Annotated in this window: 18 protein-coding genes and 2 pseudogenes; 5 read left to right on the forward strand and 15 right to left on the reverse strand. The window is 58.9% G+C overall.

Going from position 1 to position 19,703, the window contains the following annotated elements; translation table 11 throughout:
• The 12 genes from AC1Q67_RS12485 to AC1Q67_RS12540 all read right to left on the reverse strand — a co-directional run bounded on the left by AC1Q67_RS12485 (position 1) and on the right by AC1Q67_RS12540 (position 12,319).
• Positions 1 to 384 (reverse strand): hypothetical protein, encoded by a 384-nt coding sequence (locus AC1Q67_RS12485; protein WP_492235740.1) that lies wholly within the window; start codon positions 382 to 384, stop codon positions 1 to 3.
• On the reverse strand, positions 381 to 1,901 hold the full coding sequence (locus tag AC1Q67_RS12490; protein WP_492235741.1) for a class I adenylate-forming enzyme family protein: 1,521 nt from the start codon (positions 1,899 to 1,901) through the stop codon (positions 381 to 383). Before AC1Q67_RS12490 ends, AC1Q67_RS12485 begins: the two co-directional genes overlap by 4 nt.
• A 6-nt stretch (positions 1,902 to 1,907) precedes the next feature.
• Positions 1,908 to 2,624, reverse strand: coding sequence for an ABC transporter ATP-binding protein (locus tag AC1Q67_RS12495; RefSeq protein WP_492235742.1), 717 nt, complete (start codon positions 2,622 to 2,624; stop codon positions 1,908 to 1,910).
• Positions 2,617 to 3,387 (reverse strand): ABC transporter ATP-binding protein, encoded by a 771-nt coding sequence (locus tag AC1Q67_RS12500; RefSeq protein WP_492235743.1) that lies wholly within the window; start codon positions 3,385 to 3,387, stop codon positions 2,617 to 2,619. The genes AC1Q67_RS12495 and AC1Q67_RS12500 overlap by 8 nt, the downstream gene beginning before the upstream one ends.
• The gene (locus AC1Q67_RS12505) at positions 3,387 to 4,370 is read right to left on the reverse strand and encodes a branched-chain amino acid ABC transporter permease (protein WP_492235744.1); all 984 of its coding nucleotides are present in this window, start codon (positions 4,368 to 4,370) and stop codon (positions 3,387 to 3,389) included. Before AC1Q67_RS12505 ends, AC1Q67_RS12500 begins: the two co-directional genes overlap by 1 nt.
• Positions 4,367 to 5,224: a branched-chain amino acid ABC transporter permease gene (locus AC1Q67_RS12510; protein ID WP_492235745.1), complete on the reverse strand. Its 858-nt coding sequence runs from the start codon at positions 5,222 to 5,224 to the stop codon at positions 4,367 to 4,369. The genes AC1Q67_RS12505 and AC1Q67_RS12510 overlap by 4 nt, the downstream gene beginning before the upstream one ends.
• A gap of 79 nt (positions 5,225 to 5,303) precedes the next feature.
• Entirely contained in the window at positions 5,304 to 6,467 is a 1,164-nt protein-coding gene (locus AC1Q67_RS12515; RefSeq protein WP_492235746.1) for an ABC transporter substrate-binding protein, read from the reverse strand.
• An 870-nt stretch (positions 6,468 to 7,337) separates the two neighbouring features.
• On the reverse strand, positions 7,338 to 7,661 hold the full coding sequence (locus AC1Q67_RS12520) for a hypothetical protein (RefSeq protein ID WP_492235747.1): 324 nt from the start codon (positions 7,659 to 7,661) through the stop codon (positions 7,338 to 7,340).
• Positions 7,658 to 8,479: a DUF2092 domain-containing protein gene (locus tag AC1Q67_RS12525; RefSeq protein WP_492235748.1), complete on the reverse strand. Its 822-nt coding sequence runs from the start codon at positions 8,477 to 8,479 to the stop codon at positions 7,658 to 7,660. The genes AC1Q67_RS12520 and AC1Q67_RS12525 overlap by 4 nt, the downstream gene beginning before the upstream one ends.
• 65 nt (positions 8,480 to 8,544) lie before the next feature.
• On the reverse strand, positions 8,545 to 8,892 hold the full coding sequence (locus AC1Q67_RS12530; protein ID WP_492235749.1) for an HdeA/HdeB family chaperone: 348 nt from the start codon (positions 8,890 to 8,892) through the stop codon (positions 8,545 to 8,547).
• 123 nt (positions 8,893 to 9,015) lie between these two features.
• Positions 9,016 to 11,400: an arylsulfatase gene (locus AC1Q67_RS12535; RefSeq protein ID WP_492235750.1), complete on the reverse strand. Its 2,385-nt coding sequence runs from the start codon at positions 11,398 to 11,400 to the stop codon at positions 9,016 to 9,018.
• Positions 11,384 to 12,319 carry a formylglycine-generating enzyme family protein gene (locus AC1Q67_RS12540; RefSeq protein WP_492236448.1) on the reverse strand — a complete coding sequence of 312 codons (936 nt, stop codon included), beginning with the start codon at positions 12,317 to 12,319 and terminating at the stop codon, positions 11,384 to 11,386. Before AC1Q67_RS12540 ends, AC1Q67_RS12535 begins: the two co-directional genes overlap by 17 nt.
• A gap of 238 nt (positions 12,320 to 12,557) precedes the next feature.
• On the opposite strand from AC1Q67_RS12540, the gene AC1Q67_RS12545 reads away from it, so the two are divergent.
• Together AC1Q67_RS12545 and AC1Q67_RS12550 are read left to right on the forward strand one after the other, a co-directional pair.
• Positions 12,558 to 13,589 (forward strand): DUF1254 domain-containing protein, encoded by a 1,032-nt coding sequence (locus AC1Q67_RS12545; protein ID WP_492235751.1) that lies wholly within the window; start codon positions 12,558 to 12,560, stop codon positions 13,587 to 13,589.
• 378 nt (positions 13,590 to 13,967) lie between these two features.
• Positions 13,968 to 15,212, forward strand: coding sequence for an MFS transporter (locus AC1Q67_RS12550; protein WP_492235752.1), 1,245 nt, complete (start codon positions 13,968 to 13,970; stop codon positions 15,210 to 15,212).
• A gap of 204 nt (positions 15,213 to 15,416) precedes the next feature.
• Here AC1Q67_RS12550 and AC1Q67_RS12555 read toward each other — a convergent pair.
• The 3 genes and pseudogenes from AC1Q67_RS12555 to AC1Q67_RS12565 form a co-directional block, all read right to left on the reverse strand.
• Positions 15,417 to 16,040: pseudogene (locus tag AC1Q67_RS12555) on the reverse strand (HlyD family secretion protein); the annotation flags it as partial.
• Positions 16,041 to 16,079: 39 nt separating this feature from the next.
• Complete coding sequence (locus AC1Q67_RS12560; protein ID WP_492235753.1) at positions 16,080 to 16,340, reverse strand: DUF3302 domain-containing protein; 261 nt, start codon at positions 16,338 to 16,340, stop codon at positions 16,080 to 16,082.
• 160 nt (positions 16,341 to 16,500) lie between these two features.
• Positions 16,501 to 17,301, reverse strand: a complete 801-nt coding sequence (locus tag AC1Q67_RS12565; RefSeq protein WP_492238155.1) for a hypothetical protein — start codon at positions 17,299 to 17,301, stop codon at positions 16,501 to 16,503.
• A 349-nt stretch (positions 17,302 to 17,650) separates the two neighbouring features.
• On the opposite strand from AC1Q67_RS12565, the gene AC1Q67_RS12570 reads away from it, so the two are divergent.
• The 3 genes and pseudogenes from AC1Q67_RS12570 to AC1Q67_RS12580 form a co-directional block, all read left to right on the forward strand.
• Complete coding sequence (locus tag AC1Q67_RS12570; RefSeq protein WP_492235755.1) at positions 17,651 to 18,343, forward strand: Crp/Fnr family transcriptional regulator; 693 nt, start codon at positions 17,651 to 17,653, stop codon at positions 18,341 to 18,343.
• A gap of 121 nt (positions 18,344 to 18,464) precedes the next feature.
• Positions 18,465 to 19,139 carry a Crp/Fnr family transcriptional regulator gene (locus tag AC1Q67_RS12575; protein WP_492235756.1) on the forward strand — a complete coding sequence of 225 codons (675 nt, stop codon included), beginning with the start codon at positions 18,465 to 18,467 and terminating at the stop codon, positions 19,137 to 19,139.
• 341 nt (positions 19,140 to 19,480) lie between these two features.
• Positions 19,481 to 19,606 (forward strand): annotated as a pseudogene (locus tag AC1Q67_RS12580) (nuclear transport factor 2 family protein); the annotation flags it as partial.
• Between the last annotated feature and the right edge of the window lie 97 nt (positions 19,607 to 19,703).

The raw sequence follows: 19,703 nt of genomic DNA on the forward strand, positions 1-19,703 counted from the left end.
TCAGCGCTCCAGTTCGCCGCAAAGACGGGTAACGGCGTAGATCAACAACCATTCGTTCACGCACGCGCGCAAGTCTCCCTCAACGCTCAACCGATGCTGACGCACCAGCCGATTGAAGGGAAAGCCACTCGCGAGTGTCCGGAAAGCGCCCGCATCGCCGACGAAAGTAAATTCGGCAGCCCCGGCACCCGACCCGGAGGTTACTTTACCTTCATCCACTAAAAGCCATGCCTTGCGTCCGGTCTCGCTTTCCTGAAATCCGATGCGGACATGCGCCAGCGTGCTGTGGCGAGCGACGAATGAATCTCCGCTCGCAGCGCTCGCCAAACGGGCAAGAAAATCCGGGGCAAAGAAGTCAGGTCCCGCAGTCGATGGCTCGGTCACGACAAATACCTCTGCTTCAAGACAAACTTCTGCACTTTCCCCGATGAAGACTGGGGAAGCGAGTCTACGACAAAGATTCGTTTGGGAACTTTAAACCCGGACAGCGCCGCCCGGCAGCGCTCGCGTAACTGTTCAATGTCCGGCTCGCGGCCTGCGACCGGCACAACCGCGGCAACAAGCTCCTCGCCCCAATATTCGTGGGGAAGTCCGAATACGGCAGCCTCGCGGATGTCGGGATGACCGGCGAGACAGTTCTCCACCTCGATGGCAGCGACGTTCTCGCCGCCCGTCTTGATCATATCCTTGCTGCGCCCCATGAAGTAGGCAAAGCCGTCGTCATCCAGCCGGATAATATCGCCGGTGTGCAGCCAGCCGTCCTTGTCCAGAACTTGTGCGGTGAGCTCCGGCTGATTCCAGTATCCCTTGAAAATGGTCGGCCCTTTGACCTGCAGTTCGCCGGGACCGCGCTGATCCGCGAGGACCGCGCCGCTCTCATCCACGAGGCGGTAGCTGACGTGCCGCCACAGATAGCCGATCGATCCAGGATGCTTGAGAATCTCGTCGGTATAGCGGTTCTTGATGGTGGTGACGCAGCTCTCCGTCATGCCGAACCCCCAACCGAACTCGGCGCGAGGAAATACCTTGCGGATCAGTTCCTGACGCCATTCGCCGAGCGGCGCGGCTGCCGTCTGTACATAGGAAACGAACTGCATGTTCTGCTCGGAAAATACCGGATGATCCGTGAGGCTGACCCACATGGCGGAGAGCAGGAACAGATGTGTCGGCTTTGACGTCTGAAGCGCGTTGAGAACGGCCTCGGCATCGAAGCGTGGCAGGATATGAAGGCTGCCGCCGGCATACAGGATCGGGCCATTGATTACGCCGAAGCCGCCGATATGGAACAGCGGCGTTGCCAGCAACGACCGCGAATTTGAATCAATCCCTAGTTCAAGAATATAGTTGATCGCATTCCATGCAAGATTGCCATGCGTCAGCATTGCCCCCTTCGGCGTCGACGTGGTTCCCGACGTATACATAATGATCGCGACCTCATCATCCTCGACACCGCCGTGCCGGCGCACGACAGGCCCGAGAGATGTATCGTCGGGCGCGTCCGCGGGAAGTTCGGCTAGCCAGTGCGCGGGCTTGTCTCCCTGGAGAGTCTCACGCGCTTCCTCCACCAACTTGGCGAAGGCCGGTTCGTACAGCACGACGCGGGGGGTGCAATCGGAAAGCAGAAACTTGAGCTCGCCCACGCCGTAGCGCGTATTGATCGGAACAAGGCTGAATCCGCCGATCGCACTCGCATGCAGAAGCGCAAGGTATTCGATCGAGTTGTTCAGCATCAGCGCGACACGGTCGCCCCGCGAAACACCCAGGCTGCGCAGGTACGCCGCCTGCGCGCGCGCTCGCTGGCAGAGGTCGGCGAAAGTCAGCGACTGCTCTCCGTCCGATACGGCGATTTTCTCCGGAAAACGCTCCGCGTGAAACATCGCGGTCTGATAGAAATTCGGCATAGTCACTCACTTCGGCGCACCGCGGCCAAGATAGGCTGCGGCGATGTGGGGATTATTCTGGATATCCGCGCTTGGACCGGACAATGTCAGGCGGCCCGTCTCCAACACGACAGCGGACGATGATAATTTGAGCGCGAGCCGCGCATTCTGCTCCACCAGCACGATCGTCGTGCCGGTGCTGCTGATCAGGCGAACGGCCTTCGCGACTTCGAGCGTGACCGCAGGTGCAAGCCCGAGCGAAGGCTCGTCGAGCAGAAGCAGACGCGGACGCGACATCAGCGCCCGACCGATGGCGCACATCTGCTGCTCGCCGCCGGAGAGATGCCGTCCCTGACTGGATGCACGTTCGCGCAGCCGCGGAAAATATCCGTAGACACGCTCGATGTCTTCGCGGATCTGCGGCATATCTTTCCGCAGATAAGCGCCCATGAGCAGATTCTCCCGGACCGTCAGTTCCGGAAACAGCCGGCGGCCTTCGGGTGACAGGGCGATCCCGAGCGCAACGCGCCGCTCGGCCGGAAAGCCGGTGATACTCTCGCCATCGAAGAACAGATCGCCGGCCTGCACGGGCACCAGCCCGCAGATCGCTTTCATCAGCGTCGATTTGCCTGCACCATTCGCGCCTACCACGGCGCAGACCGTACCCGCCTCAACCGAGAACGAGACGTCGCGCAACGCGGCGACAGGCCCATAACTCACCGAAACATTCGACAACTTAAGCATTCTCGAGATCCGCTCCGAGGTAGGCCTCGACAACCCGCGGATCTTCCCGCACCTCGTCAGCCGCGCCGTCCGCCAGCAGCCTGCCATTCACCAGAACCACAATCCGCTCGCACAGGCGCATCACAAGCTGCATATCGTGCTCCACCAGCACGATATTGATTCCCGTAGCGTGAACGCGTGCGATCAGATCGCCGAGAGCGATGGTTTCAACAGGATTGAGCCCGGCGGCGGGTTCATCCATCAACAACATGCGCGGCTGCGCCGCCAGCGCCATGCCGACGCCGAGAACCTTCTGCTGTCCATAAGCCAGCGCCCCGGCATCCGAATGCGCAAGCGCAGTCATATCGACGAGAGCCAACGCGGCCCGGGCCGCCTCTTCCGCCCTGCGCCTGCCGGCGATGACCGCCGCCGGATTCATCAGGGCGAGCGGGGTCGGAAGCTGCCGGAACAATGCCGCGCGATAGAGATTCTGCAATACGCTGCAATCAGGAAATACGGTCGTCATCTGGAACGTGCGAACGAGCCCCCGCCGCGCGACAGCTCCGGCTGAAAGACCTGTGATGTTTTCTCCGTCGAGCACCACCCTTCCCGCGGTTGGCGTCACCGTGCCGGAGATCAGATTGAACAACGTCGTCTTTCCAGCGCCGTTCGGTCCGATCACGCCCGTAATCGCACCCGGCCTGGTGCTGAACGAGACATCTTCCACAGCACGGATGCCGCCATAGGAGCGTGAAAGTCCCTCGACCTTTAAGGCTACAGACATCATCTGTCTCCTTCGCGCCAATGCGCCGCAATCCGCTGCGCAAGGCCGGACAGGCCGTGAGGCATAAACAGCAACAGCGCCATCAGGGTCACGCCGTAGATCAAACGCTGATACTGCTGAAGATCGCGCAACAGTTCGGGCAATGGAATGAGAATCAAAGCGCCGATCACAGCACCGATCAGCACGCCCGCCCCTCCGAGCACGTTCATGATGATCGCGTTCACCGCCGTCCAGAATCCGAAGGAATCCGGCGAAATATAACCTTGATAATGCGCGTAGAGACTTCCGGTCCAGCCGGCGATGCAGGCGCTAAGCGCGAACACAGCTACACGAAAGCGTAATGCCTCAAGACCACAAGCGGTCACCAGGGCTTCGTTCAGATGCAGCGACGATGCGACGACACCGAGCTCGCTCCGATAAAGCACCCTCAACCCAAGATAAACCAGAACGCCGAAACCCAAGGCCAGCAGATAGGTGCCATAGCGCGTCGCAGGCAGCAGTCCCCCGAGCGTAGCCGCCGGGATCTGACCGAAGCCGCTGTTACCGCCAAAGACCGTGTTGAACTCCACAAAGCAAAGCACCACGACTTCGCCAAGAGCAAACGTCAGAAGTGCGAAGTGCACGCCCTTGATCCGCATGAAGACCGGTCCGGTGATGAATGCCACCAGTGCAGGAACAAGGCCCGCGGCAAGAAAAGCCAACGGCATCGGCCAGCCATAATCCCTTGTCAGGATCGCTGACGTGTAGGCGCCGAGGCCGAACAGCGCACCATGCGCGAGCGACAATTGTCCCATGCGCAACATGAGATTCATGCTCATCGCTAGCGACGCGTAGAGCACGACCATGACGGCGACGTGCAATGTGAATTTCGGCTGCCCCACAGCAAGCGGCCACAGCGCAAGCGCTGCCACCGCCGCGACAATCGCGAAGGCCGTCCAAAGCCGCCGGGGCGATGCGGGCGAGATCGCCAGTTCCGCGCTCATGTCGAACGTCCCATCAGGCCGGCGGGCCGTATCAACAGAACGGCGATCACAATGGCGAAGGACACCATTGTGGCCACTGTCGAATTGTAGAATGTCGACGCGAGCGCCTCGGTGAAGCTCAGAATGAGCGCCGCGACAACGGCTCCCGGCAAGCTGCCAAGTCCGCCAAGCACGACGATGATGAAAGCCTTCACCACGACGAGTTCGCCCATATGAGGGCTGATCGTATAGACCGGCGCCATCAGCGCGCCTGCCAACCCAGCCAGCAGGCAACTCAGGCCAAAGGTCAGCGCCATGATGCGCCAGGAGCGGACGCCTTGCAGGCGCGCCGCTTCCCGGTCCTGCGCCACGGCGCGGATGGTCACGCCGAGACGGGTCTTTTCAATCAACGCATAGAAGGCAGAAAGCGCGAGAAGCGTGATGCCGACGACCAGTAGCTGATCCTTTGCGAGGAAAATGTTTCCGAGCTGCAGTGCGCCCTCGACCGGCCGCGGCACCGAAAGTTCGTCGACGGAGAACAGGATGGTAATTGCGGCCTGCAGAGAAATCGCCAATGCAAGCGACATGATCATGCCGCCCATCTCGTCTCCCGCAAAGCGGCGAAACAGCGTGCGCTCGACCACCAGCCCGATCACGCCGACAATCGCCGCCGATGCGACAATCGCGGGGAGATAGGGCCAGCCGAGCTGTCCATAGAAAACGTACACGGCATAGGCTCCGAGCATGTAAAATTCGCCGTGCGCGAAATTGACGACGCGGAGAATGCCGAAAACGAGCGTGAATCCGAGAGCCACGAGCGCGTAAACGAACGCGGACATCAGCGCGATGGTCGTGATCTGGAGAGCGAGTTGCATGATGGATTGAGCCGCGGCCAACTAACGGCCAATGAATGATGAAGGCCGCGATCGGTAAGCAACGATCGCGGCCCCGCGCTTAGCGTGCGTCGAACTTGGTGATGACCTTGCCCTTGCCGCCTTCAATGACGCCAAGATAGGCTGGCGTGGCGATCTGATGATCTACCCCATACGCCGCCTTGCCACCCCAGACGATCTTGCCCTGAATGCCGTCATACGACTTTTCCGCTTCGATCTTCGCGAGCACCGCATCGGTATCCGTCACCGAGCCAGCCTTCGAAATTGCCTGGAACAGAAGATTCGTCGCGTCGTAGAAGAACAGCGTGAAGTCATCCATGCTGTTGTTGTGGATCGCCGCATAGGACTTAGCGAGCTTGGTATAGGCCTCGCTGGTGGGATCAGCTGCGAAATAAACCAGCGTGCCTTCCGCATTCTCGGCACCAGCCGACTTCACGGTCTCAGCCACGTTGTTGCCGCCGAATTTGGTGAACTGGCCCTTGAAACCCATTTCGCGCGCCTGCCGGATGACAAGACCCGCGGTCGCGGGCGGTACTGTATCGAGCTCGATCATGTCGACGTTCTTGGCAAGGATGCCGGTCAGGATGGTGCGGAAATCGTTCTGCGAACGCTCGAAGAACTTGGCTTCCGCCACGTCGTAGCCTTCTGCCTCATAGACCGCCTTCTGTGATTTCTGCGTGCTCCAGCCCGTGGCATCGTTCGGCGAAAGGATCGCGATGCGCTTCAGCTCCGGACGATTTTTCTTGAGCCAGCCGATCATTTGCGCGTTGTACTCGGCCGTAGTTGGCAGAACGCGGAACATGTAGCGAGTCTTTGCGTCCAGCACTTCAGTCGAATAGCTGTTCGACAGCAGAATAACCTTGTTCTTCTCCGTGATCGGCTTCATCCCGAGTACCGACGCCGATCCGATGGGACCGAGGATGAACTTGACGTCGTCCTGGTCGATCAGGCGATTGGTAGCGGTAACCGCGTCCGCAGCCTTGTAGTGATCATCATAGGAAATCACGTCGACGTTGTAGGTTTTACCGCCCACCTTGAGACCGCCAGCCTTGTTGATCTGATCCGCGGCAATGCGGGCACCGCCGTCCACAGCAAGACCCCACGGTGCGCCGGGGCCGGTCAATCCGGCAACGACGCCAATTTTCAGGGTTTCGGCCTGCGCACCGAATACCGCCAGCACGGACAAACCAACTCCCGCCACTAGTCCGCTTAAATTCATTCTCATTCACTCCTCCAGGGATATTGGTAATTGACCGGACAATTAATTAATTAGTCCGGACATATTGAATGGCCGCATTGATGTCAAGCGGCGGGCACAACCGTGCTTCCGTCCAGTTTGATGATTGGCAGCCCTTCTCAACCGCATCCATTCGAACCAACGCCGATGCGGTTCGCCAAGCGGCTATGGCCGCTCAACAGCGAAGCGCGGGAATCCCGCCGGAAAACATAATGCGAAATCATTTGCCCGCATGATGTTGCGCGCTTGCTATGTTGCGCGTGAGCGCGTCAGTTGCAATTTCAGATATTATCGTCGTTCTGGATGAAGTTTTTTCGCAGGAGAGCGCGGAGAGAATATTCGTGCAGCCAAGACCTTAGGTATCGCAACCACTGGGCCGTGCCATTCCGTGACCATCACATCTCATTTTGGTTCGTGACCATTACGGTATGCGGCAAGCATTTAAGTGCATCTATTGCGGCTACGAAGGCGAAGCGCAAAAGTTCGACATCGGGCGCACACGCATGCCGTCGGCGAATAACCACGAGAGCCGCGGCTAGCGTCGCAACCTCGCTCTCACGGATCTCGATCCCTTAAATCCACACTTACGGACCTACGGCCTCTGCGCTTCGGCGTCGTCCAAGCGGGCAACCTCAGCCGGCAACTGCTAGGCGCCGAGCCGCTGTGGTTTCGTCAGGTGCCGGAAGCTGCTCCCCGTGTCATGCACAGAGCGTGGAGAATACGCGTCAAAAGAGCTGGAGCGCGTTCCGATGGGAACGCGCTCTAACATTATCGGTGACGTTGAGGACACCGCAGCAGTCACTGTTCGACATGGCTCGACACTACGACCTGCTGAAACGGGTCTCGGTCAGAGTGCGATCAGTAACACCGGGTATAAATTCGGCCGTAGACGTCGACCGCCTGAACGCAAGTGGGTGGCACGGCTACGACTGCCGCACCCGCGGCTGCTCCGCCCACGATGGCTCCGCCAACGACGGCTCCACCCACGATGGCTCGGCGCGTCGTTCGCCGTGCGACGCCGGCGTAACTCAAGGGTGTGAGTGGTGCGCCGATAAGTGCCTCAGCCGAGGTCATGAAGGTACCGTCGCGCGTGAACGACGCCTGTTCGCTGACCGACAGACACAGGATGGCCACGCTCGTCCCGACGGCGATTTTCAGCAGCTTGCTTTTCAAGCCAATCATTTTTTCTCTCCGTTGGGGCTGGTTCCCGGGGGAATCTCGTCGATATGACCGAGGTCCTGAAGCTCGCGCTTCTTCATGTCTGAGCTCGGCTTGAAAGCGAATGCATCGGCACTGGTGTCGGGGTTCGTTTTCCAGCTACTAATTCGGAGCGTGTACTGCGGCGCGCCTGTCACCGTTTTGGTGGTGATGATGTATTTGCGGGGTATCGGAGTCGCGCCGGGTTCTATCCAGATCTGCCAGTCGGCATCTCGCGTACGGAACGCCAAGTGTTCACACTCATGGCCATCGACGACACCCCTGCCGATATGCTTGGCCTCATAGACACCATCCATCAAGGCTGCATAGGAATTGGCGAGAAGAAGATCGGCACCCGGTGCCTCAATGCCGGACTTGTCACGAATACGGTCGACGAGTTGGTCAATCGTACCGGCGGCTGGCATCTGCCCGTAAACTTTGTGGGCACGATCGGAAACGGTGAAATTGGTGCCATCGTACACGAGCTCAACGTCGGCATAGCCGCCGGTCCGCGTCACGCGGAGCTTGTCCGGCCTCTGGAGGACGAGTTGCCCGGAACTGGCAAACTGAATCTTCTGCATGTCCGGGGTCACGATCTCGATATCGGAGTCATACGATATCGAAACATTCTTTTGGCTTGCGATGTAGTCCGACATTGCGCGCAGAATGGATGCAGCATCATCTGCGTGGGCGGCACCGGCTCCGATGCATGTCGTAGATAAGCCCGACGCAATCAGGAGTGCGGCAGCAAAGCGGACCGAACGGCACGGCGCATTCAAGGGCGTTCTGGATTGGCTTTTCAAGAGATGATTCCTGTTACTTGTTAGTTAGCTAGGCCGGTAAGTCAGAATGATGGGGCAACCAACATTCATTTAGCAGTGCGGACCTTTTCAGCCTTCAAGAGAGCATCGATGGCCTTGATGATCGTCGTGCCTTGATTGGCCTTGCAGTAGACGATCAACTCGTGAATGCCTTCTCGAACTCTAGGCAAGTTGATGGAAGACTTCTTTCCGAGGCCATTGTACCAACCGCTGTACCAAACGCCGAGAAAGTTCGCGTCTTCCTGATACGTTCCGGCAAGTTGCGCGCAAGTCAGCTTCTGCACGTTGATGTAACCATCCGCGTCAGCATAGGCCTTCAATTCGGTTTGGGCTTGAGCCGAGCCCAGTGGGGCTGCGCACGCAACAGCAAGAACAAAAGCAAGTTGCTTCATCATTGAACGTTCCTTTCGAGATTCAGCAGGCGTTATCTGCAGGGGTAGTGAAGTTCGTTCGGAAGCGGCGAACACTTTCGATCTCCGCTTCCAACCGACGAGCACTCGACGTGGTCAAACGACTACTTAATTCAAATACTCGACCTTTAGACGATTGATCTTTCCATTGAACGCAAATGGCTTGCGGTCGAAATACGCAAGCGAGACGGGGGAATAGCTGTCCCGGCCGACGTCGAAGGCATCATTGGCGGTAAAGCTACCCGATGCCGAGCGTGGGACATGGCCCTTGCTGACTTCTTTGTCGTTAACGCGGATGACGATGTCGAGAGACGCGGGGCCGGCGCCGCTGGCCTTGCGCGTTGTTTCGACCTCGATCTTGACCTTCCCGGTTGGGAGTGGGGCGGACGTTTTCAACTGCGTCCGTTCGATTTCGAACAGATTATACTCGTAGTGGAGCTTCCCATTCTCGACCCACAGGGCGATACCGCCCGAGACGGCGCCAAGCGCGTAGAGCACGCCCTTCGAGTCGGGCTGCAGATCCGCATCGACGGTGACGAGGTTGCTACGCGATCCGAGCTTCGGCCCGGTGAACTCGGGAACGCCGACGACCTCCTGCGTGTAGTTGAACGTCTTGGCGGGATTGGATGGCTGGTCTTCCGGGTGAAAGATCGCGGACCATAGCGCGCCGCCCACCGGATAGACCTTGTTGTCTTTCGCGCTTACCTCGAAAGCCTTCTTCAGATCGTCCAGCTTGCCGGGATTGGCCGCAGCGACGTCCTTCGCCTGCGAGAAATCCTTCTTGAGATCATGGAGCTCCCAGACATCGTTCTTCGGCGACCATGTCATGATCGAGGGATCGACACCCGCTTGCCAAGGCACTCTCGGCCCGAATGTCGACGCGATCCATCCGTCCTTGTAGTAGGCGCGACTCCCCATGACCTCGAAATACTGCTCCTTCTTGCGGTCCGGCTCTGTCGGGGACGCGAAGGAATAGGTCATGCTGGTGCCGTCGAGCGGATCCTGGCTGACGGCGTCGACGAGCTTCGGCGGTGTGATGTGCAGGATGTCGTAGATCGTCGGCACGATATCGTTGACGTGATGGAATTGCGGACGCGGCGTCTTGTCCGGCTTGATCCTACTTGGCCATGACACCGCGAGCGGCGTGCGGGTCCCGCCGAAATGCGCGGCAATCAGCTTCGTCGACCGGTGCGGCGTGGAGCCGGCCCAGGCCCAGCCGGCATGGTACATGTTGTCCACCTTGGGCGACCCGAGCACGTCCAGCCCGCCGAGCTCGTTCATGGTGCGGATATGGTCCTTGATCTCGGACGAAATCCCGTTCTGCGCCAGGAACTCGCTGATGGTACCGTTCTGGCCCTCGGCGCTGGAGCCGTTGTCGCCCCAGATGTAGAAGATGAGGGTGTTGTCGCGGATGCCAAGCTCCTCCAGAGTATCGATCAATCGACCGGCCTGCGCATCCGCATGTTCGGTGTATCCGGCAAACACTTCCATGAGCCGACGCTGGAATGGCTTTTCGTCCTCGGGAATATCGGCCCAAGCAGCAAGCGTCTTCGGCCGCGGCGTCAGCTCGGTGTCTTGCGGGATCCAGCCGAGTTCTTTCTGGCGGGCGAAGACGCGCTCGCGCATGACGTCCCAACCGTCGTCGAACTCGCCCTTATATTTGTCAGCCCATTCCTTGAAGATGTGGTGCGGACCATGAGAGGCACCGGGAGCCCAATACATGAAGAAGGGCCGATCCGGCGTCAGCGCGTGAACCTGCTTCATCCATGTGACGGCCTTGTCGGTCATGTCTTCGGTGAAATGATATTCCGTCTTGTCTTCAGACGGATTCACCCGAACCGTGTTCTCGACGACCGCAGGTTCCCATTGCGAGGATTCTCCGGCAAGAAAGCCGTAGAAGCACTCGAAGCCGATCCCCTGACCCGCCGGCCAGTTCGTATAGGGACCGACGGCCGTGGTCTCGTTGGCTGGCGTGTTGTGCCATTTTCCGAAGGCGCTGGTTGCGTAGCCATAATAGCCGAGGACCTTTGCTGCGGTCGCGGATGTCCGCGGGATCTGGCCGGAATAGCCGTCCCAGTCGTTCGCCAGTTCAGTGATCTGGCCGGAGCCGACGCGATGGTGATTGCGCCCGGTCAGCAAGGCCGCGCGGGTGGGTGAGCACATGGCGGCATTGTGGAAGCGGTTATAGGTGATCCCGTCTCCGGCAACGCGGCTCAACGTGCGTGTCTTGATTACGCCGCCGAAGGTGCTCGGAAGCGCCGGACCAACGTCGTCGAGCATGATCACGACGATGTTCGGCGCGTTGGCCGGGAGATGCGACTGCGCCGGCAGGGGGCTGTAAGTCGACTCCGCGATCGTCGGTCCGGCCTTGCTCCCCGAGGGTTTTGGCGGAAACGGCAGCGCTTCCTGCGCTACTACCGGAGATAACATCAGGAGCGTCGTGCTTAGGCCCAACCAGCGAGCTCTGAACAGGTGATTAGGAAGCCGTTTCATTCGATTCTCCGTTTCGAACAACACATCTGAACCCGACATGGCTGGTCGACGTATCGATCGCCTCGGCATGTCGCGCTGCAGGTCGGTAGCGGCGGCAGTAGTTCGGAGCGCAGAGATGCGATCCGCCCTTCAGGACCTTCCGCGGGATCTTTATGTCGGGGAGACAGGGGTCGTAGCTGGCGGACTCAAGCCCCCCGCGAGGATTTCTGGGTACACAGCAGGCTTTCGTCGTATCTGCGTCGTGCTGCGAGGAGAACCAATCGGATGTCCATTCCCAGACATTTCCGATCATGTCGTAGAGACCGTATCCGTTCGGCGGAAAGGCCTTCACAGGTGAAGTGCGGGCGTATCCGTCTTGGTTATGATTCACCGTCGGAAACGATCCTTGCCAGGTATTGGCCATATGTCGGCCAGCAGGGGTTAATTCCGATCCCCAAGCGAATTCGGCCTGTTCGAGGCCTCCTCTGGCGGCGAACTCCCACTCTGCTTCCGTCGGAAGGTCCTTGCCTTTCCATCGTGCATACGCCAACGCATCGTGGTGGGTGACGTGGACGACGGGATGATCATCTCGTCCTTCGATGCTGCTAACTGGACCATAGGGATGACGCCAGTTGGCACCCTGGAGAAACGACCACCATTGTGACCAGTCATGAAGATCGACACGCACAGTCGGTTCTCGAAAAGCCAGCGACCCCGCATACAACATCTCCGGCAGTATGCCGGGATAGTCTCGTGGGTCGGGCGCGGATTCGGCAAACGTGCGATATCCCGTTGCGGCCACGAACACGGCAAACTGAGTATTGGTGACGGGAGTTTCGTCAATGAAGAACCCATCGACGCTGACGCGGTGAGCCGGTCTCTCTTCGGGGTAGTGCCGATCCGAACCCATCCAGAACGTTCCGGCACTCACGAAGATCATGCCGTCTCGCACACGCTCCGATCGCAAATCCGTCTGAGCCGTTTCGGCGTGCATAGCCGACCTTCTCCTCAACCAGTCACGACCGCGAGCGTGCTCACGATCAGCGCGACGGGAATACACGACGCGCAGAACGAGATTGTCCCGCCGGAACAATCTGCAAAATAATTTGTGCTACTTGAGCAATCCGCGACGGAAAGCCCTGTCCTTGCCGCCGCAGAGTTAACGGAGTGATAAGACCATGAATACAAAGTCATCGATCTACGTTGTTGCCGCTACCTTTGCGACGCTCGGCAGCGCAAGCGCACAGACTCCCTCCAGCGCAACGATTCCAGTCGGCGTCTTGAATTTCGTCCGCGCCGAATCCGATTTCTATATGGGGAAGATGGTGAAGGATGGCAGCCTCGGCCGGTTCGTCCATAGCCGCGAACCCGCTTCGATCGACAAGCAAAACGTCATTCGCATGAATCGTGACACGCTCTATTCGGAGGCGGTGTTCGATCTCGACGCTGGCCCGGTCACGACCACACTCCCCGATGCGGGCAAGCGCTTCATGTCGATGCAGGTGGTCGACGAGGACCACTATGTGCCATGGGTCTTTTACGGTGCCGGCACTCATGTCCTGACGAAAGAGAATGTCGGCACGCGCTACGTGTTTATCGCCGTGCGCACGCTGGTTGACCCTGCCGATCCTAAGGACATAGAACGGGTCCATTCACTTCAGGACGCGATCAAAGTCAGCCAGAAGAGCGCCGGAAAATTCGAGGTGCCGAACTGGGATCAGGCGAGCCAGAAGAAGGTGCGTGATGCCCTGCTCGTACTCGGCGCGACGATCCCCGATTACAACAAGGCCTTCGGCTCGAAGGACGACGTCGATCCGATCCAGCACCTGATCGGGACCGCGACCGGTTGGGGCGGCAATCCCGCCAAGGATGCGACCTACCTCAGCGGCACGGTGCCTAAGAACGACGGAGCAACAGTGTACAAGCTCAATGTCGGAGACGTTCCGGTCGATAGCTTCTGGTCGGTCAGCGTGTACAACGCGCAAGGCTACTTCGAGAAAAATCCTTACAACGCCTATTCGCTGAATAATCTGACCGCAAAGAAAGGCGCTGACGGCACCATCGCCATCCAATTCGGCGGCTGCGATGGCAAGATCGCCAATTGCCTGCCGACCACGCCCGGTTGGAACTATACCGTGAGACTCTATCAACCACGCGCCGAGATCCTCAACGGCAAGTGGAGTTTCCCGAAGCCACAGCCCTTGCCATAAGACAGGCGCAAAATGCACGGGCGGGTCAGATTTCGTCCCGCCCGAGCAGCGCATCGCTACCATTCGACAATGGCGGCACACGCAGCCGAGCAGCGCTGCCATCAAAGATTGACCCTATTGGTAGCGATTTTCGGCCTAAGCGTAGGGCGCGAGCCTGCCGTCAGAGCTGGGAGCAGAAAGAGCCTTAGCCGCGTCGCCTGATGCGCACTTCCAAATTCTGTATCGGCGGCGATTCAGAGATCAGCAGTCGGAAAACTGCGGGCCTGCCATGTTCGGATGATCGACGACAAAGCTACGAGAAGCTGGAGCTCGCCATAGTACTAGTTCCGGAAGCCGATTCGGACTAAACACCTGCGAGGTTCAGTTCAGACACGGATGATGATCCACGGCACGGGGAATATGGAAGTTCGATCACGCACGACGAAAGCACAGTTCGCCCTGTTTCTGAGCCTGACGATCAACATTACCGGACAATCATTCCTTCTCGTCGTGCTGCCTCCGCTGGGCCGCCGTCTCGGCTTTTCGGATATCCAGACCGGCGCAATCCTCAGCATCTCCGCGCTGCTGCTCATGGCGTCAGCGCCGCTTTGGGGGTATCTCAGCGAACGAATAGGACGCAGACCAATCCTGCTGACGGCGGTGGCTGGATCCGCCATTGCGGCTGCCGCGTTCGGCACGATTGTACATCTTCGTTTGGCCGGCACCTTGAGCGCTGTCTTGACGCTGGGTCTCTTCATCTCCGTCAGGGCTGCGCAATCGCTTGCCTCCAGCGGCATGTTGCCTGCGGCGCAGGCTTATATGGCTGACATCACCACGCCTGCACAGCGGGCCGGCGGAATGGGCAATCTTGGGGCGGCTATTGGCTTAGGCGCCATCCTTGGCGCAGCGCTCGCATGGCAGATCGCCGCTACCGATCCTGCGTGGGCTTTCGCCATCGTGGCTGCGCTCGCCATCGTCGCCTTAGCGAGCGTTCTCTTATTTGCCAAGGAGCCCGTCCGTGAAATACGCAACACGTCAGTCGATGCTCGCCTGTCGTTTGCGAGGATATGGCCGTTTCTCATGATCACTGTCGTGTCGATCTCCGCCTATAGCATCCTGCAGCAGGTGACGGCGCTACGTCTGCAAGATGCACTGGGATTCACAGTGGAGGAATCGATCTCGCGTGGAGGAGCAGCGCTCATGGCGACCGCAATCGCGATGATTGCCGTCCAGATATGCGCGGTTCACCTCCTTCGATGGCAACCAGCTAGGTTGTTGGGTGTGGGCGCCCTGCTCGCCGTAGTGTCAATGCTGATTTGCAGCATGGTGAACAGCTATGTCGAGATTTTCGGCGCGCTCGTCCTGCTCGGCATCGGTCTCGGCCTTATGCTTCCCGGCAATCTCGCTTCGCTGAGTTTGCGGACAGGAGCTGGCGCTCAGGGCAAGGCGGCCGGCATCAACGTCGTCGCACAGGGGTTGGGCCAAACGATCGGCCCCCTCGCCGGAGCCACTCTTCACCGCATCTCGCCACAAGTTCCCTTCGTAGCGGCGACGATCCTACTCACGATCGCCTGCGCGGTTGCTATCTACACCTGGAGATCGACCAAGCAGATGAAAGGGCTCCTTGAGCCGCGGGGCATTTAAAAACCTATCGAATGCCTCGCGCGTTCTGACTCCGGCATGTAGATTCTTGCCGTGCGACGCGATTAGCCGGCAGAAATCGTTTCATCTGGCACGGGCGCGAGAACAGTGGTGATAAAGTGCCTCGTGACGAACAACATTATCAATCTTTCCCTAGGATTGCGGCGGCGGCGATGACGGAGCAGGCCGCGTCGGCACCGCGTTTCATCAAAACGGGTTTACATAGTTGGTGATTGCGATCTGGCGCAGTATCACCTTGCGGATCAGGTGCGCGGGTTTGACGTGATCGGTGAAGATCGCCGCGTCACCGGTACTGCCGGCCGGTAGTGATCTGGCAAAGGCGTCGTCGTAGAGCCGTACGCGCACGACGAAGGGCGCCGATGTGACTGCTTTGGGCGCGACCGCAAGTCCGGAGGCCTGGACCTGGCCTGTCGCGATCGCCTGCAGAATGCTCTCGACCTTGCCAGTTTGCACCATGCCTGGCCTCATCTTGAAGGTGAGTTCAACGTCCTGGCCTGGCGCGAGATAGCGCGCGCTGATCTGGTCGATCTCCACGCCGATGATCGTCTCCGATGTGTCGATAAAGGCCATCACCGGGGTCAGCGGCAGATTGGCAACGCGGGCCCCTTTGCGCAGCGCGACATTGGTGACGTAGCCGTCGGCTGGCGCGCGAACCACGGTCTTGTCCAGATTCCACCGGGCGCCGTCGAGTTGGGCTTTCAGTTGCTCGACCTCGGCCCGGTGTTGCTCGACATCGAAACTGCGGCCGGCTCCACTGCTCTGGAGCTGCATTGTCTGATCGAAGCGCAATTGCTGAAACTTGAGCTGTGCCAAAGAGCAGAGCGAGATACACATTGAGGAGAACCATGATCATGGCGCGGCAGCCCCCTTGCCCGGAGCCGAGTGCGGATTCGCCGGCCAATCCACATACGCCCAGACCAGAACGACCGGCCAAAGCACGAAGCCGAGAAACAGCGTCACCCAACCACCCACGGTGATAGCATCGACCCAAGGATGGCTGCGCTTGCGGGCAATCATGCCCGGTAGCATAGCGAGGAAGATCACAACCGCGAGCGTGCTCGCGACCAGCACGACGAGTACGATCCAGGCGAAAATATCGAGAACGGACATCGCTGATCTCACCTCACCCGGCATCGCTCGGGAAACGATTGGTTACCGCTCCGATTGCGGAGATGATCGTCTTCGCTGCGAGGAATGGTCTTTCATGGTGACTCCCTTGGTCCTTGCTATAGGCTGAGCGGAGCCTGACGCCGCTCAACGCAAGAACCGTTCAGAACCGATAGGTTGCGGCGATGATCGGGCCGTGCATCGTGGTGTCGTAGAAGAAGTCGCCCTTGCGATAATCGACATAGAGCGCGCGGTAACCGGCTTGGAACCGCCAGTTGTCGTTCCACTGGTAGTTGACCGTGCCTAACGCCTGCCAAGTCAGCCTGGCGCCGGCATCAAAGCCGCCAATGTCTCCAGCAAGTGTGACGCTCCAAGGACCGCCAAGCCGGGTAATCATGCGGGCACTGATGACCGGATCAAACCAGTTCTCAGACTCGCTGTGATTGATTTGGAGGTTGAGGGAGCCTGGCTGGATCGTCAGTCGGTTGTCGAGATTCCAGAAACGAAAGCCGGCGCCGACATCAAGATCGAATCTCTCATCGGCGTAGAGCCGATAGAGCACCGACGCCTGCAGCGTGAGCGTTTGCGAGCGGACCTTTGCCGAAGAAAAATAAGGCCCCGGCAATGCACCACCAGCCGTGACCTGCGAGAACATCGCATCCGTCACGAATCCCCAGCGCCCGAGCCGCATTTCGGCAGCTCCCATCATGGCGCCGTTCATATTCTTGAGGATGTCGCCAAAGCTGAGGTCGATATCGGTCGCGGGCAGAGGCGGCAACGTGGAGCTTCGCCCGTTAAGCGCGGAAGCCCATAAATAGCCGGTGACGGCGAAGCTCGGGCCGCTCGACTCAATTGTGGGCTTGGGCTTGGGCTTGGGCGAAGGCACAGGCACAGGCACAAGATCGGCGGCTAAGAGCGGAACGGAAGTCAGCAGGATTGCTGCGGCGGCGATGACGAATCTCAAAGGACAAACTCCGACAATGTGGCGCGCCGTGGATTTGGCGTTGGGTAGCAACAGCGATTTTTCTGCTGTCACACAGGCGCGGGTAGCAGCCTGAATAGCTCAAGGGTGAGTGCGTTCGGTTTGTTGCTGATAATCCGTCGAAGCCGCAGCCTTGAGACGGCCTCGTTCCAAACGTCAGGACGACGATCCGGCGATCGACGGATTTGGCTCTTCTTTATGTAGATTTGTCGAGCCATGGCCGCTCCTTCTCTGAAATACGTTTGTTTTGACAGCAGAGAATACAGGCCGTGCAGAACGCTATTGTCCCGCTGGAACAATCTGTAAGATAATTTGTGCTACGTGTTCTTTCATGAGTACGACATTGATCAAGAGAGACACGGCGGAGTCCATCCTGCGGCAGAACGGATGGCTGTCATATCAACCAGAGGCCTTCCGGAGCGAGGTCCTGCGGCGCTCCGTCCTGCTGCATTTCTCGCCCGGAGAGGTAATTTATCACCTCGGCGACGACTTGGGGGGCATCTATGGTCTCGTAAGCGGCGTGGTGACGGTGAACACCGCTCCGCAGGACGAGGCTCCTCGGTTGATCCATATGGGCGTGCCGGGCGCCTGGACCGGAGAAGATAGCTATCTGATCCGCCAACCGCGGCGGCTCGAACTGCGCGCGATGGTGGAGACCTGGTCGATGCATCTGCCTCTGGACCAGATGGACCAGATGGCCAGTGCCGATCCGATGGTCGCTCACAACTTCGGGCAGATCATCATGAGCAGTGTCGACGCCCTCATCAGGGTTATCCATGATCTGCAGAAGGTCGATCCCGATCGCAGGATCGCCTCTGTCCTGCAGCGCTCAGCGTCGATCGGAAAGCATCCCCTCCCGCTGACCCAGACCGAAATCGGCGCCATGGCCCGCGCTTCACGCAGGCAGGTCAATGCTGCATTGAAGCGATTTGCGGAGAATAGATGGCTGGAAACCAGCTATCGGTCGATCACGATCCTGAATGCTGAAGAGCTGCGGCTCTTCGCAGCGGAAGACGACAATTAAGCTAAACATGGAGAGGACGATCGTTTCCATGTAAGCGAAGAATGCAGCACACGCAGAGTGAGATTGTCCCGTTGGTACATTCTTCAAAATTATGTGCTACGCGCTCCACATGAGTGCGAAATTGATCAAGAGAGATGTGGCTGAGTCCATCCTGCGGCAGAACGGATGGCTGTCATATCAACCAGAGGCCTTCCGGAGCGAGGTCCTGCGGCGTTCCGTCCTGCTGCATTTCTCGCCCGGAGAGGTAATCTATCACTTCGGCGACGACTTGGGGGGCATCTATGGTCTCGTAAGCGGCGTGGTGACGGTGAACACCGCTCCGCAGGACGAGGCTCCTCGGTTGATCCATATGGGTGTGCCTGGCGCCTGGACCGGAGAAGATAGCTATCTGATCCGCCAACCGCGGCGGCTCGAACTGCGCGCGCTGGTGGAGACCTGGTCGATGCATCTGCCCCTCGCGCAGATGGACCAGATGACCAGCGCCGATCCATCGGTCATTCGCAATTTCTGCCAGAATCTGATGCACGGTGTCGATGTCCTCATCAGAGTAATCCACGATCTGCGGGAGCCCGATCCCGATCGCAGGATAGCCTCTGTCCTGCAACGCATGACATGGAGTAGCGAACAGGTCCTGTTGACGCAGACTGAGGTCGGCACGATGGCCAGCGTTTCACGCAGACAAGTCAATGCCGCATTGAAGCGATTTGCGGAGAACGGATGGGTGAATACAAGCTATGGGTCGATCACAGTTCTGAATGCCGAAAAGCTGCAACGCTTCGCAGCGGAAGACCATTGAGCAGAAACTCCAAAGAATCCCGTTTTCCGAATTTGACAATTTGGGACAGTCGGTGCGGGAGCGGCCGATAGAGACGAGCCCGCTCTCCCGATCCGGGCGGCGATCACACTTCGATCTGGGAAGCGCTGTGGACGGGACGTAAGGAGCCTGTCTGGCAGTCTTCGAGCGGCCCTCGAACGAGGTCCCCGCCCATAAAGAGCACACAGCACAAATTATCTTGCAGATTGTTCAAAAGGCACAATCTCGTCCAGCGAGCCTCCTATTCTTCGTTGTCACCGTCCTCGTTGCGCTGGTCGTGAGCACGTCTTTGCCGGTAGCTAAAGACAATTCGGGGTCAATAAATGACAGAGCATAGCCTCTGGCGTTTCGCGCGCGAATTTCATCGCGCGCTCAGCGAACGCCGAACCGATCAGCTTGGAGCGGTCCTGGACAAGAATGTCGATTGGGCCATCTACGGACCGATCAATGCCGAGGTCTTCCATGTCTTTGAGGGCGCTTGTCTTGCCCGCGCCACTGCGAAGCCGTTCTACAACGGTTGACATGGCCAGCTTTGCAAAAGCCCTG

It is taken from the genome of Afipia sp. GW823-FHT06G09 (assembly GCF_058794875.1).